This is a genomic window from Burkholderia dolosa (assembly GCF_902499135.1).
Lineage (GTDB): Bacteria > Pseudomonadota > Gammaproteobacteria > Burkholderiales > Burkholderiaceae > Burkholderia > Burkholderia dolosa.
In genome coordinates, this window is the sequence record NZ_CABVPR010000015.1 from 55,297 (window position 1) to 69,637 (window position 14,341).

Annotated in this window: 13 protein-coding genes; 4 read left to right on the top strand and 9 right to left on the bottom strand. The window is 66.8% G+C overall.

Annotated elements, in window-relative coordinates; all coding sequences use genetic code 11:
* Positions 1 to 57: 57 nt before the first annotated feature.
* The 9 genes from BUB20358_RS09525 to BUB20358_RS09565 form a co-directional block, all read right to left on the bottom strand.
* Positions 58 to 519 carry a peroxiredoxin gene (locus BUB20358_RS09525; RefSeq protein WP_006764169.1) on the bottom strand — a complete coding sequence of 154 codons (462 nt, stop codon included), beginning with the start codon at positions 517 to 519 and terminating at the stop codon, positions 58 to 60.
* 106 nt (positions 520 to 625) lie between these two features.
* Positions 626 to 1,522 carry a polysaccharide deacetylase family protein gene (locus BUB20358_RS09530; protein WP_035972245.1) on the bottom strand — a complete coding sequence of 299 codons (897 nt, stop codon included), beginning with the start codon at positions 1,520 to 1,522 and terminating at the stop codon, positions 626 to 628.
* 12 nt (positions 1,523 to 1,534) lie between these two features.
* The gene (locus tag BUB20358_RS09535; protein WP_052688671.1) at positions 1,535 to 2,590 is read right to left on the bottom strand and encodes a bifunctional UDP-4-keto-pentose/UDP-xylose synthase; all 1,056 of its coding nucleotides are present in this window, start codon (positions 2,588 to 2,590) and stop codon (positions 1,535 to 1,537) included.
* On the bottom strand, positions 2,587 to 3,534 hold the full coding sequence (locus tag BUB20358_RS09540) for a formyltransferase (protein WP_035972246.1): 948 nt from the start codon (positions 3,532 to 3,534) through the stop codon (positions 2,587 to 2,589). Before BUB20358_RS09540 ends, BUB20358_RS09535 begins: the two co-directional genes overlap by 4 nt.
* Positions 3,531 to 4,553: a glycosyltransferase gene (locus tag BUB20358_RS09545; RefSeq protein WP_035972248.1), complete on the bottom strand. Its 1,023-nt coding sequence runs from the start codon at positions 4,551 to 4,553 to the stop codon at positions 3,531 to 3,533. Before BUB20358_RS09545 ends, BUB20358_RS09540 begins: the two co-directional genes overlap by 4 nt.
* Before the next feature lie 6 nt (positions 4,554 to 4,559).
* On the bottom strand, positions 4,560 to 5,711 hold the full coding sequence (locus BUB20358_RS09550) for a DegT/DnrJ/EryC1/StrS family aminotransferase (RefSeq protein WP_035972250.1): 1,152 nt from the start codon (positions 5,709 to 5,711) through the stop codon (positions 4,560 to 4,562).
* Between the two features lie 131 nt (positions 5,712 to 5,842).
* On the bottom strand, positions 5,843 to 6,214 hold the full coding sequence (locus tag BUB20358_RS09555) for an SMR family transporter (RefSeq protein ID WP_006764174.1): 372 nt from the start codon (positions 6,212 to 6,214) through the stop codon (positions 5,843 to 5,845).
* A gap of 14 nt (positions 6,215 to 6,228) precedes the next feature.
* Positions 6,229 to 7,905, bottom strand: coding sequence for a glycosyltransferase family 39 protein (locus BUB20358_RS09560; protein WP_006764175.1), 1,677 nt, complete (start codon positions 7,903 to 7,905; stop codon positions 6,229 to 6,231).
* Between the two features lie 110 nt (positions 7,906 to 8,015).
* The gene (locus BUB20358_RS09565; RefSeq protein ID WP_035972252.1) at positions 8,016 to 8,390 is read right to left on the bottom strand and encodes an Mth938-like domain-containing protein; all 375 of its coding nucleotides are present in this window, start codon (positions 8,388 to 8,390) and stop codon (positions 8,016 to 8,018) included.
* Positions 8,391 to 8,702: 312 nt separating this feature from the next.
* Here BUB20358_RS09565 and BUB20358_RS09570 point away from each other — a divergent pair, with 312 nt between their 5' ends.
* The 4 genes from BUB20358_RS09570 (at position 8,703) to BUB20358_RS09585 (ending at position 14,329) form a co-directional block, all read left to right on the top strand.
* Positions 8,703 to 9,941, top strand: coding sequence for a pyridoxal phosphate-dependent aminotransferase (locus BUB20358_RS09570; RefSeq protein ID WP_006764177.1), 1,239 nt, complete (start codon positions 8,703 to 8,705; stop codon positions 9,939 to 9,941).
* A gap of 53 nt (positions 9,942 to 9,994) precedes the next feature.
* A complete protein-coding gene (locus BUB20358_RS09575) occupies positions 9,995 to 11,323 on the top strand; it encodes a homoserine dehydrogenase (RefSeq protein WP_006764178.1) in 1,329 nt (442 codons plus the stop codon).
* Positions 11,324 to 11,337: 14 nt separating this feature from the next.
* The gene (thrC, locus tag BUB20358_RS09580; protein ID WP_006764179.1) at positions 11,338 to 12,789 is read left to right on the top strand and encodes a threonine synthase; all 1,452 of its coding nucleotides are present in this window, start codon (positions 11,338 to 11,340) and stop codon (positions 12,787 to 12,789) included.
* Between the two features lie 292 nt (positions 12,790 to 13,081).
* Positions 13,082 to 14,329, top strand: a complete 1,248-nt coding sequence (locus tag BUB20358_RS09585; protein WP_006764180.1) for a molybdopterin molybdotransferase MoeA — start codon at positions 13,082 to 13,084, stop codon at positions 14,327 to 14,329.
* Positions 14,330 to 14,341 lie beyond the last annotated feature (12 nt).

Genomic DNA, 14,341 nt, shown 5'->3' on the forward strand with positions numbered 1-14,341 from the left:
GCAGCTACGAGAAATATGGGGCGAACTGGCATTCATTGCGGCCCAATATAACGCGCCTCAAAGCGCTTGTACAGCACTTAGCACGTCCTCCACATGGCCCGGTACCTTGATGCCGCGCCATGCGCGACGCAGCACGCCGTCGGCGTCGATCAGGAACGTCGAGCGCTCGATTCCGCGTACTTCCTTGCCATACATCTTCTTCATCTTGATGACGTCGAACAGCGTGCACAGCGCTTCGTCGGCATCGGAAATCAGCGGGAACGGCAGTTCGAGCTTTGCCTTGAAATTGTCATGCGAGCGCAGGCTGTCGCGCGACACGCCGATCACTTCCGCGCCGGCCTTCTTGAACTTCGGATAGAGATCGCGAAACTGCAGGCCTTCGGTCGTGCAGCCGGGCGTGTTGTCCTTCGGATAGAAATACAGAACGAGCTTCTTGCCCTTCAGGTCGGACAGCGATATGTCGCCGCCCGTGGCCGGTGCGGTGAATTCGGGAACTTGACGGTCAACTTCGACGGACACGTATTTCTCCTGTTGTTATGGAAAGGCGCCGCGACGGCGGCGCGGTTCGGCGGGCGCGGCGGCAGCGCCCGCACGGCGGGCGTACGGCGCGGGCTCGCGCGCGAACTCAGTCAGGCTGGACGATCAGTTCGCCGGAGCGGCCGGGAATTTCGCCCCACGCGACAGGGTACGATGGCAGCGAGTCGCGGTCCAGCGTCGCGTGGTAGTCGCCCATCGTCGCAAACGTGTGGCCCTGCGCGCGCCAGCCGGCGAGCAGCTGCTCGAACACGGGCGCGAGCTTCTGGCCTTCGAGTTCCGCATGCAGCGTGAACACCTGGTCGTGCGGATTGGTTTCGGTGAACTGCAGCAGATGCGCGGCGACGTTGCCGGTGTCGATGCCGTCGACGCCGAGCACTTCGTCGAGCGTCGGCAGCGTCGTCGGCATCTGCACGTGCGACAGCGTGCGGCCGCCGACCACGGGCAGATACGGCGAATGGCCGCGACCGTCGGACGCATAGCGCATCCCCCACGCATCGATCTGCTCGAATGCCGCGTCGTTCATCTGCCAGCCTGCGGCGCCGTGCGTGACGGGCGGCGCGCCGAAGATCTCGACGAAGCGCGCATGGCTCTTCTGCATTTCACGCGCGGTCCAGTCGCGATCGCGCGCGCGCACGTTGTCCTGCCAGTACACGTGATCCCACGTGTGGATTCCACATTCGAAGCCGGCCTCGTGGATCGCGCGCATGTCGGCGATCGCGCGGCGGCCGATGTCGGGGCCCGGCAGCAGCACGCCGTACATCAGCTGCTTGACGCCGTAATGTTCGACGACCGACGTGCGCGACACCTTCTTCAGGAAGCCGGGGCGGAACACGCGCCGCAGCGCCCAGCCCGTATGATCGGGCCCGAGGCTGAACAGGAACGTCGCGCGCGCATTGAAGCGGTCGAAGATGCGCGCGAGGTTCGGCACGCCTTCGCGCGTGCCGCGCAGCGTGTCGACGTCGATCTTGAGGACGATGCGAGCCAAGCGAGCGTCCCGTCAGCCTTGCTGTTCGACGAGCGCGCGCGCGTCGGCGACATGGCCGCGATACGCTTCGAAGATCTTGCGCAGCGCGTCGTCGAACGTCGACTGCGGCGCCCAGCCGAGTTCCTGCATCGTGTTGTCGATCTTCGGCACGCGATTCTGCACGTCCTGATAGCCGTTGCCGTAGTACGCGCCGGACGTCGTCTCGACGAGCTGCACCTGCTTCGCCGAATCGGCGTACTCCGGGAATTCGGCGGCGAGCTCGAGCATCTTGTGCGCGAGTTCGCGGACCGAGAAGTTGTTCTTCGGGTTGCCGATGTTGTAGATCTTGCCCGACGCGACGCCGTTCGCGTTCTCGATGATCTTCATCAGCGCGCTGATGCCGTCGTCGATGTCGGTGAACGCGCGCTTTTGCGAGCCGCCGTCCACGAGGCTGATGTTCTCGCCGCGCACGATGTGTCCGAGGAACTGCGTGACCACGCGCGAGCTGCCTTCCTTCGGCGTGTAGATCGAGTCGAGGCCGGGTCCGATCCAGTTGAATGGGCGGAACAGCGTGAAGTTCAGGCCTTCCATCCCGTAGCCCCAGATCACGCGGTCCATCAGCTGCTTCGAGCATGCGTAGATCCAGCGCGGCTTGTTGATCGGGCCGTACGTGAGGGCGGACGCGTCCGGATCGAACTGCTCGTCCGAGCACATGCCGTACACCTCGGACGTCGACGGGAACACGAGGTGCTTGCCGTACTTCACGGCCGAGCGGACGATCGGCAGGTTCGCCTCGAAGTCGAGCTCGAACACGCGCAGCGGCTGCTGGACGTACGTCGCGGGCGTCGCGATCGCGACGAGCGGCAGGATCACGTCGCACTTCTTCACGTGATACTCGACCCACTCCTTGTTGATCGTGATGTCGCCTTCGAAGAAATGCATCCGCTCGTGGTTGACGAGATCGCCGAGCCGGTCGGTCTGCATGTCCATGCCGAACACTTCCCAATCGGTGGTTTCAAGAATGCGCTTCGACAGGTGATGGCCGATGAAGCCGTTCACACCCAGGATCAGGACTTTTTTTGCTTTCATGAATGACGGGAAGAATGAATGAACTGCGCGAATTCCGCGGGCGTCACGACGGTGTGGCTGCCGTCGCGCTGTTGCCACAGCTCGAGAATGGAAAGGGCACGGCTGTCGCCGCAGACGCCGAGTAGCGCATTATCGCTTACGTGCAGGCCGGGCGGCAAATCAGCCGCCGCCGCGGCAGCCGCGCTGCCGGGCCCCGCCAGCCGCGCGCGCGCGACGACGAAACGCTCGCCCGCGACGTCGGTGAACGCGCCCGGATACGGCGGCGCGACCGCGCGCACGAGGTTGTAGACCTGCGCGGCCGGCTTCGTCCAGTCGATGCGGCCGTCCTCGGGCTTGCGCCCGCCGTAGTAGCTGCCGGCCGACAGGTCGTTCGGCAGGTGCGGCGCGTCGCCCGCGAGCAGCGCGGGCAGCACGCGCCAGAGCGTCTGCTCGGCCGCGACGGTGACCTTGTCGAACACCTGCGCGGCCGTGTCGTCCGGCAGGATCGGCACGGCCGTCTGACCGACGATCGCGCCGGCGTCGGGCTTCGCGGCCATCTCGTGCAGCGTCGCGCCGGTTTCCGTTTCGCCGTTCAGCACCGCCCAGTTCGTCGGCACGCGGCCGCGGTATTTCGGCAGCAGCGAACCGTGCATGTTGTATGCACCGCGCGGCGCGATCGCGAGCAGGTCCGGCGGCAGCATGTGGCGGTAATAGAACGAGAAGATGAAGTCGGGCCGCGCGTCGGACACCGCGCGGCGCAGCGCCGGGTCGGCGGGGTCGGCCGGCGTGACGACCGGAATGCCGTGCTCGGCCGCCACCGACGCGACGCTGCCGAACCAGATGTTCTCGTTCGGATTGTCTTCGTGCGTGACGACGAGCGCGACGTCGACGCCGCGCGCGAGCAGCACCTGCAGGCACCGCACGCCGACGTTGTGATACGCGAAGACGACCGCGCGCGGCTTCATTGTGCAGCCTCGGTGCGCGCGGCGCCGGCCGGCACCGCCGGCACGCCGTCGTGCTGTTCGAGCACGGCCTGGATCAGATAGCGCGGCCGTGCGCGCACCTGCTGATAGATGCGCCCGACGTACTCGCCGAGCAGGCCGAGCGCGAACAGGATCACGCCGAGCAGGAAGAAGGTGATCGCGAACAGCGTGAACACGCCTTGCACTTCCGCGCCGACGATGAAGCGCCGTACGAGCAGCAGCACGAACAGCGCGGCGGAGCCGAGCGACAGGATCACGCCGATGAACGACAGCCACTGCAGCGGCACGACCGAAAAGCCCGTCACCAGATCGAAGTTCAGCCGGATCAGGCTGTACAGCGAATACTTCGACTGGCCCGCGAAGCGCTCCTCGTGCGCGACCTCGATTTCGGTCGGATTCTGCGCGAACGTGTAGGCGAGCGCGGGGATGAACGTGTTCACTTCGCCGCACACGTTGATCGTGTCGATGATGCGGCGGCTGTATGCGCGCAGCATGCAGCCCTGGTCGGTCATCTTGATGCGCGTGATGCGCTCGCGCAGCCGGTTCATCATCGCGGATGCCTTGCGCCGCCACAGGCTGTCCTGGCGCTGCTTGCGGATCGAGCCGACGTAGTCGTAGCCCTCGTGCATCTTGGCGATCAGCTTGCCGATTTCCTCCGGCGGATTCTGCAGGTCGGCGTCGAGCGTGACGACGATGTCGCCGCGCGACTGCGCGAAGCCCGCGAGGATCGCCATGTGCTGCCCGTAGTTGCCGTTGAGCAGCACGACGCGCGTCGTGTCGGGCCGCACGTGGAACTGGTCGGCGAGCATCGCGGCCGAGCGGTCGCGGCTGCCGTCGTTGATCAGGATCACTTCGTACGACGTGCCCAGTGCGTCGAGGGCCGGGTACAGGCGCGCGAACAGCGCGGCGAGGCCGTCTTCCTCGTTGTACACGGGGATGATGACCGATACTTCCGGACGGTCGGCGTCCCGGTGACCGGCGCGTGCTTCAGGGTGACTCATGTACGCTTACTTTCCGTATTGTTCGCAAATCTGATTGATCGCGTCGACCACGCGACGCACGTCGTCTTCCGTCATCTGCGTGAAGAGCGGCAGCGTGACGGTCGACGCGCCGTACCGTTCGGCGTGCGGGAACATTCCTTCCTTGAAGCCGCGCGCACGGTACAGCGTGAAAAGATGGATCGCCGGGTAGTGGACGCCCGTGCCGATTCCGCGCTCCTTCATCTGTGCCATGAAGTCGGCGCGCGAGATCGACAGGCGCTCGAGCGGCAGCGTGACCTGGAACATGTGCCAGTTGCCGTTTTCGAAATCGGCGACGGGCAGCCCGAGGCCGAGCTTCACGGCCGGCCCGCCGTCGAGCGCGGCGAAATACGCGCGCGCGAGCGCGCGGCGCTGCGCGGTGAAGCGCTCGAGGTGCGGCAGCTGACCGAGCCCGACGCGCGCGGCGACGTCGGTCAGGTTGTACTTGCCGCCGAGCACGTCGCAATCCATCCCGTCGAAGCCGGTGCGCGTGATGCCTTGCAGACGGTACTTCTGCGCGAGCGCGGCTTCGTGTTCGTCGTTCAGCACGAGCGCGCCGCCTTCGATCGTCGTCAGGTTCTTGTTCGCGTGGAAGCTGAACGACACGATGTCGCCGATCGCGCCGATGCGCTTGCCGTTCCACGTCGAGCCGAGCGCCTGCGCGGCGTCTTCGATCACGCGCAGGCCGTGCGCGCGCGCGATCGCGTACAGCCGGTCCATGTCGACCGGCAGCCCCGCCAGATAGACGGGAACGATCGCCTTCGTGCGCGGCGTGATCGCCTGCTCGACCTTGTCGAGGTCGATGTTGCGCGTGACCGGATCGATATCGGCGAATACGGGCGTCGCGCCCGTCTCGAGAATCACGTTGCTGGTCGATACCCACGACGCCGGCGTCGTGATCACTTCGTCGCCGGGGCCGACGCCCGCGATGCGCAGGCCGATCTCGAGCGTGCAGGTGCCCGAGTTGAATGCGCGCACCGGCCGGCCGCCGCAGTATTCGGACAGCGCGGCCTCGAACTTCTGGTTCTGCGGGCCGGTCGTGATCCAGCCCGAGCGCAGCACGTCGACGACGCCCTGAATGGTTTCCTCGTCGATTTCCGGGCGGGTGAACGGCAGAAACGGAGCGGTAGTCTGGCTCATGAACGCATTGGCCTGTAATGGCGTGTAATAAAAGGGTCGGGCGGTCCCGCCCGAAACCGGCATTAAACACCGGTTGGCGGATTCGTACCGTGATTTTTTGTAGGCGGCCGCTTAACGCGGCAACGGCCGGCTCAGCTGCGTGCGAGCACGAATACGCCGACCAGGATGATCGCGATGCCGACGAGCCGCTGGACCGACAGCACCTCGCCGAACAGGTACCAGGCCGCGAACGCGTTGACGACGTAGCCGAGCGACAGCATCGGATACGCGATCGACACGTCGACGCGCGACAGCCCGACGATCCACACGACGACGCTCAGCACGTAGCATGCGAGGCCGCCGATGATCGGCAGCTGGGTCGCGATCTTCAGGCCGACCGGAACGATGTTCGCACGGGTGAATTCGAAGTGTCCAACGGCGTTGACGCCGGCCTTCAGCAAAAGTTGCGCGCAGGCGTTGAGCATCACGCCGGTGACGATGCAGACGAACGAAACGGGATTCATGCGACGGGGCGTCCTTACGATTGCGGTTTTTCCACGATCACGCGGCGGTTGTCGCGCGCGATCACGCGCATCGGCACGTGCCGCGCGACGAGCGCGTCATACTGGCCGGGCGGCATGATCGCGAGCGCGTGGGTGTCGTGCTCCCAGCGCGCGATCCATTCGTCGACGGTCGGAATCCATTTGTTCGGCTCGACCGAAATCCCGAACGCGAGTTCGTCCTGACGATGAACCATGATCGTCGTGTGGCCGACGTAGAACGGGAACGTGTGGTCGAGCATCTCGATCGAGTAGAACGGCGTGTCGGGCGGCAGCTTCGCCAGTTCCGCGCGCACCGCCGGTGCGAGCAGGGCGCCCGAGCTGTAGCGACCGAATTCGTCGTGCCCGGTGCCGCCGATCGTGCCGAACAGCAGCCACGCGGTCGCGAACGCGGTGAGCGCGGCCGCGACGCCCGTACGGCGGTTCAGCCACGCGGCGGCGAGCGTCAGCGCGGCCGCGACCGCGAGGCCCGCGTACAGCCACATCTGGAATGCGCGGTACAGCGCGTTCGGCGTGCGCGCGTCGCCCTGGTACGCGAGGAAGATGATCCCGAACGCGGCCGCGACGAAGAACACCAGGTAGCCGAGCAGATGGCGGCGGAACCGGTCCGCGCTCAGCAGCGGCAGGTACGCGCCGATCACGAGCGCCAGCGCCGGCGCGACCGGCAGCACGTACGAGATCAGCTTCGAGTGCGACGCGCTGAAGAACAGGAAGATGAACGCGCTCCAGATCAGCAGCACGAGCATCGGCGAGAAGCCGTTCGGCTGGCGCGGCATGCGCAGCGCATGCCGCACGCTCTGCCACGCGACCGACAGCCACGGCAGGAAGCCGACCAGCAGCACGGGCGCGAAGTAGTAGAACGGTCCGGGGCGGTTCTGTTCCGGGGTCAGGTAGCGGCGGAACTGCTGGACGACGAAGAAGAAGTTGAAGAATTCGGGGTTGCGCTGCTGCACGAGCACGAACCACGGCGTGACGATCGCGAAGAAGATCACGAGCCCGCTCACCAGATACAGCCGCTTCCACAGCGCCCAGTCGCGCGCGATCAGCGTATAGAGCACGAGCACCGCGCCGGGCAGGATCACGCCGACGAGGCCCTTGGACAGCACCGCGAGCGCCATCGCGGCCCAGCACGTCCACATCCAGCCGCGCACGGCGGCCGCGCGCAGCCCCGGCCGCTGCGCGAGCAGCAGCGCGCACAGCGACACCGCCATCCAGAGCGCGAGCCCCATGTCGAGCGCGTTGAAGTGGCCCATCAGGTTCCAGTACGGCGACGACGCGAGCACGATCGCCGCGAGGAAGCCGGACAGCGGGTTGAACAGCCGCGCGCCGGTGAAGCCGACGAGCAGCACGCCGGCGAAGCTCGCGAGCGCCGTATACAGGCGCGCCTGCCATTCGCCGATGCCGAACCACGCGAACGTCAGCGCGTTCAGCCAGGTCTGCAGCGGCGGCTTCTCGAAGTACTTGTAGCCGTTGTAGCGCGGCGTGATCCAGTCGCCGGTGACGAACATCTCGCGCGCCATTTCCGCGTAGCGGCCTTCGTCGCTCGGAATCAGGTGGCGCAGCCCGAGCGGCGCGAACCAGACGACCGCGAACGCGACGAGCAGGAGGACGAGCGTGATGCGATTGAGCGGTAGCCTCGACGGCGTATCGTTCATGGGTTTTTCAGCCTGTTGGTTGTTGTGATGGGCCGCCGGCGCGGTACGCCGGGGCGGGACGCATACCGGGGATCGACCCGGCGCCGGCCGGAGTTTTACCGCATCGGGGATCAACGTTCAATCAAGAGCGCGGCGGCGACTTTGCGGCCCTCGGCCATCAGGATGTTGTAGGTGCGGCAGGCCGCCTGGAAATCCATCGTCTCGACGCCGATCCGTCTGGCCGTGAGCGCGGCGACGAGCCGCGGATGAGGAAAGCGCAGCCGCGCGCCGCTGCCGAAGATCACGACTTCGGGCGCCGGGTCGAGCAGCATCGCGAAGTGCTCGGGCGCCAGCGCGTCGAACGACGACACGGGCCAGTCGCGGACCGGCGCGCCGGGCAGCACGATCACGCTCGTCGCGTGGCGTTCCAGATTGACGTCGACATAATCGGGGCCGTAGCCGGTGACGGTATTGAGCGCGCCGCTCGCATCCTGGTGCAGTTTCAAATCGGTATTCCGAGGTTTCCGTGAGGGAGAGTCAGGCAGCCCCGCGCGGGGCCGGCGGCCGGTTTCGCGCGCGGCGCTCGCGGGACGCCTGACGGCGCGGGCCCGGCGCGGCTTTGGTGCATTGCGAAAGTCGGCCAAAATCCGCTAAATTATAACTTTTTGGTCGCCTCCGGGCGGCACTTGCGTCGTGCGTCGCCACAAGCCGCGTCCGACCGCCGCTTTTTTCCAGCCTAGACAGCGCGCACAGACCGGCCGCTCTCCAGTTTTGATCCCGTCCCCCGGCCGCAAGGCCAACCCAGGAACCGTGTCGTCGTGAAACCGATTCAGAAGTCGAACAAGCTGCTCAACGTCTGCTACGACATCCGTGGCCCGGTGCTCGAGCACGCAAAGCGCCTCGAGGAAGAAGGCCATCGCATCATCAAGCTGAACATCGGCAACCTCGCGCCGTTCGGATTCGACGCGCCGGACGAGATCATCCAGGACATGATCCGCAACCTGCCCACGTCGTCCGGCTATTCGGACTCGAAGGGCGTGTTCTCGGCCCGCAAGGCCGTGATGCACTACACGCAGCAAAAGGGCGTCGTCGGCGTCGGTCTCGACGACATCTACATCGGCAACGGCGCGTCCGAGCTGATCGTGATGGCGACGCAGGCGCTGCTCAACGACGGCGACGAAGTGCTGCTGCCGGCGCCCGACTATCCGCTGTGGACGGCCGCGGTCAGCCTGTCGGGCGGCACGCCGGTCCATTACGTCTGCGACGAGCAGAACGCGTGGATGCCCGACCTCGACGACATCCGCCGCAAGATCACGCCGAACACGAAGGCGATCGTCGTGATCAACCCGAACAACCCGACCGGCGCGCTTTATTCTGACGAATTGCTGCTCGAACTGCTGGAGATCGCGCGGCAGCACGGGCTGATCGTGTTCGCCGACGAGGTGTACGACAAGATCGTCTACGACGGTCTCGAGCACACGGCACTCGGCGCGCTGTCCGAGGACGTGATCACCGTCACGTTCAACAGCCTGTCGAAGAGCTACCGGTCGTGCGGCTATCGCGCGGGATGGATGGCCGTGTCGGGCCTCGGCGGCGACAACCGGCGGCGCGCAAAGGACTATCTCGAAGGGCTCGGCATCCTGTCGTCGATGCGGCTGTGCGCGAATGTGCCGGGGCAGTTCGCGATCCAGACGGCGCTCGGCGGCTACCAGAGCATCAACGAGCTGATCGTGCCGACCGGGCGTCTGTACAAGCAGCGCGAGCTCGCGTACGAGATGCTCACGTCGATTCCGGGCGTCACGTGCGTGAAGCCGCAGGCCGCGCTCTACATGTTTCCGCGCCTCGATCCGAAGCTCTACCCGATCCAGAACGACCAGCAGTTCATTCTCGACCTGCTGCTCGAGGAGCGCGTGCTGCTCGTGCAGGGAACGGGCTTCAACTGGCCGGCGCCCGATCACTTCCGCGTGGTCTTCCTGCCGAACCTCGACGACCTGACCGATTCGATCAACCGGATCGCGCGCTTCCTCGACGGCTACCGCAAGCGCCATTCGGTGTGAGCGGGCACGAACACGCGGCACTCACTACTTCTTACTCATCGATCACACGCAGCATGGAACCGATCAAAGTTGGCCTGTTGGGCTTCGGCACGGTAGGCAGCGGCACCTTCACGGTACTGCGCCGCAACCAGGAAGAAATCAAGCGACGCGCGGGGCGCGGCATCGAGGTTGCGCGCATCGCGGTGCGCAACCCGTCGAAGGCGCAGGCCGCGCTCGGCGCCGACGCCGGCGTCGCGCAGATCACCGACGACTTCAACGCAGTCGTCGACGATCCGTCGATCGCGATCGTCGCCGAAATGATCGGCGGCACCGGCATCGCGCGCGAGCTCGTGCTGCGCGCGATCGCGAACGGCAAGCACGTCGTGACCGCGAACAAGGCGCTGCTCGCGGTGCACGGCACCGAGATCTTCGAGGCCGCGCGCGAGAAGGGCGTGATGGTCGCGTTCGAGGCGGCCGTCGCCGGCGGGATTCCGATCATCAAGGCGCTGCGCGAAGGGCTGACCGCGAACCGCATCCAGTACATCGCCGGCATCATCAACGGCACGACCAACTACATCCTGTCGGAGATGCGCGACCGCGGGCTCGACTTCGCGACCGCGCTGAAGGCCGCACAGGCGCTCGGCTACGCGGAAGCCGATCCGACCTTCGACATCGAAGGCGTCGACGCCGCGCACAAGGCGACGATCATGAGCGCGATCGCGTTCGGCGTGCCCGTGCAGTTCGATCGCGCGTACGTCGAAGGGATCAGCAAGCTCGACGCGACCGACATCCGCTACGCGGAGGAGCTCGGCTACCGGATCAAGCTGCTCGGCATCGCGCGCCGCGCCGACAAAGGCATCGAGCTGCGCGTGCATCCGACGCTGATTCCGGAGAAGCGCCTGCTCGCGAACGTCGAAGGCGCGATGAACGCGGTCGTCGTGCACGGCGATGCGGTCGGCACGACGCTGTACTACGGCAAGGGCGCCGGCGCGGAGCCGACCGCATCGGCGGTCGTCGCGGATCTCGTCGACGTCACGCGCCTGCACACGGCCGATCCCGAGCATCGCGTGCCGCATCTCGCGTTCCAGCCGGACAGCCTGTCGAACACGCCGATCCTGCCGATCGAGGAAGTCACGAGCGGCTACTATCTGCGCCTGCGCGTCGCCGACCAGACCGGCGTGCTCGCCGACATCACGCGCATCCTCGCCGACACCGGAATCTCGATCGACGCGCTGCTGCAGAAGGAGTCGGAGCAGGTCGACGGCGCGAACGGCGAAACCGACATCATCCTGATCACGCACGAGACGCTCGAGAAGAACGTCAATGCAGCGATCGCGCGGATCGAGAGCCTCGCGACGGTCGTGTCGAAGGTGACGAAGCTGCGCATGGAAGCGCTGAACTGAAGGCCAGGAACGACATGAACTACATCTCCACGCGCGGCGCCGGCATCGGCGAGCGCCATACGTTTTCCGACATCCTGCTCGGCGGTCTCGCGAAGGACGGCGGGCTGTACCTGCCGGCCGAATATCCGAAGGTGTCGGCCGACGAGCTCGCACGCTGGCGCACGCTGCCGTATGCGGATCTCGCGTTCGAAGTGCTGTCGAAGTTCTGCGACGACGTGCCCGCCGACGATCTGCGCGCGATCGCGCGCCGCACGTACACGGCCGACGTGTACCGCAACACGCGCCACGGCGAGAACGCGTCCGACATCACGCCGCTGAAGACGCTCGGCACCGAGCACGGCGCGCCGCTGTCGCTGCTCGAACTGTCGAACGGCCCGACGCTCGCGTTCAAGGACATGGCGATGCAACTGCTCGGCAACCTGTTCGAGTACACGCTCGCGAAGCACGGCGAAACGCTGAACATTCTCGGCGCGACGTCCGGCGACACGGGCAGCGCGGCCGAATACGCCATGCGCGGCAAGGCCGGCGTGCGCGTGTTCATGCTGTCGCCGCACCGGAAGATGAGCGCGTTCCAGACCGCGCAAATGTATAGCCTGCAGGATCCGAACATCTTCAACCTCGCGGTCGAAGGCGTGTTCGACGACTGCCAGGACATCGTGAAGGCCGTGTCGAACGATCACGCGTTCAAGGCGCAGCAGAAGATCGGCACGGTCAACTCGATCAACTGGGCGCGCGTCGTCGCGCAGGTCGTGTACTACTTCAAGGGCTACTTCGCGGCGACGCAGTCCAACGACGAGCGCGTGTCGTTTACGGTGCCGTCGGGCAACTTCGGCAACGTCTGTGCGGGCCACATCGCACGCATGATGGGACTGCCGATCGCGCGGCTCGTGGTCGCGACCAACGAGAACGACGTGCTCGACGAGTTTTTCCGCACCGGCGCGTATCGCGTGCGCAGCGCGGAGAACACGTATCACACGAGCAGCCCGAGCATGGACATCTCGAAGGCGTCGAACTTCGAGCGCTTCGTGTTCGACCTGCTCGGCCGCGATCCGGCGCGCGTGATGCAGCTGTTCCGCGACGTCGACGAGAAGGGCGGCTTCGATCTCGCGGCGAGCGGCGATTTCGCGCGTGTCGCCGAATTCGGCTTCGTGTCGGGCCGCAGCAGCCATGCGGACCGCATCGCGACGATCCGCGACGTGTTCTCGCGCTACGACACGATGATCGATACGCACACGGCCGACGGCGTGAAGGTCGCGCGCGAGCATCTCGACGCGGGCGTGCCGATGATCGTGCTCGAGACCGCGCAGCCGATCAAGTTCGGCGAGACGATCCGCGAGGCGCTCGATCGCGAGCCCGAGCGCCCGTCCGCGTTCGACGGGCTCGAAGCGCTGCCGCAGCGTTTCGAGGTCGTGAAGGCCGACGTGCAGCAGGTGAAGGACTTCATCGCCGCGCATACGCGCGTGTGACGGCGGCCGGGCGTCGCGCCCGGCGGCACCGGACGGCCGGAATCCCGATTCGTCGAACGGATCGGGTTCCGGCCGTTTCGTCTGGCGATGCCGGTCGGTGCGGCCACGCGAGCGTCTGTCCTGCGGTCGGGCATGCCGCTGCGGCCGGGCACGGGCGCGAACGCGCGGCGAAGCGAACGCCCGCCGGCCGCACGCGCGCCGATCGCGGTTTGCGTATGCCGGTCATGTCGCGCGTCCGCGCGACGGCGTCGCTACAATGACGGTCTGATTCCAACGATCCCCGCTTCCATCGATGTCGAACCCGAACCCCGCGGCGCCGCGCGCGCCGATGCTGTCGACCGCCGAGGCGCTCGCCGCGCTGCTCGGTGCCGCCGCGCCGCTGCCCGGCGTCGAGACCGTCGCGACGCTCGACGCGCTCGGCCGCGTGCTGGCCGCCGACGTGATTTCGCCGCTCGACGTGCCGCCGATGCATACGAGCGCGATGGACGGTTATGCGGTGCGCGTCGCCGATCTGCTGCACGGCGAGCGGCGCCTGCCGGTGTCGCAGCGCATCCCGGCCGGCCATCCGGCCGCACCGCTCGTGGCCGGCACGGCCGCGCGGATCTTCACCGGCGCGACGGTGCCGCCGGGCGCCGATGCGGTCGTGATGCAGGAGCAGACGGCCGCCGACGGCGATGCGGTCGAGATCCTGCATACGCCGAAGGCCGGCGAATGGATCACCGCGCAGGGCGCGGACATCCGGCAGGGCTCGGTGATCCTGGCGGCCGGCACGCGGCTCACGCCGCAGGCGCTGGGTCTCGCCGCATCGGTCGGCTGCGCGCAGCTGTCGGTCGCACGGCGGATTCGCGTCGCGGTGTTCTTCACCGGCGACGAACTGACGATGCCGGGCGAGCCGCTGAAGCCCGGCGCGATCTACAACTCGAACCGCTTTACGCTGCGCGCGCTGCTCGAGCGGCTCGGCTGCCTCGTGACCGACTACGGGATCGTGCCCGACTCGCTCGACGCGACGCGCGACACGCTGCGCGAGGCCGCGCGCGAGCACGACGTGATTCTGACGAGCGGCGGCGTGTCGGTCGGCGACGAGGATCACGTGAAGCCGGCCGTCGAAGCGGAAGGGCGGCTCGCGCTGTGGCAGATCGCGATGAAGCCCGGCAAGCCGCTCGCGTTCGGCGCGGTGCGCCGCGGCGGCGAGCTCGGCGATGCGCACTTCATCGGCCTGCCCGGCAATCCGGTGTCGAGCTTCGTCACGTTCCTGCTGTTCGTGCGGCCGTTCCTGCTGCGGCTGGCCGGCGTGCGCGACGTGACGCCGCGCGCGCTGTCGCTGCGCGCCGATTTTTCACAGAGCAAGGGCGACCGCCGCAACGAGTTCCTGCGTGCGCGCGTGAATGCGGCCGGCGGCCTCGATCTGTTCCCGAACCAGAGCTCCGCGGTGCTCACGTCCACGGTGTGGGGCGACGGATTGATCGACAATCCGCCGCAGCACGCGATCAGCGCCGGCGAGACCGTGCGCTTCATTCCGTTTTCCGAACTGCTGTCGTAACGCAACGGCTTC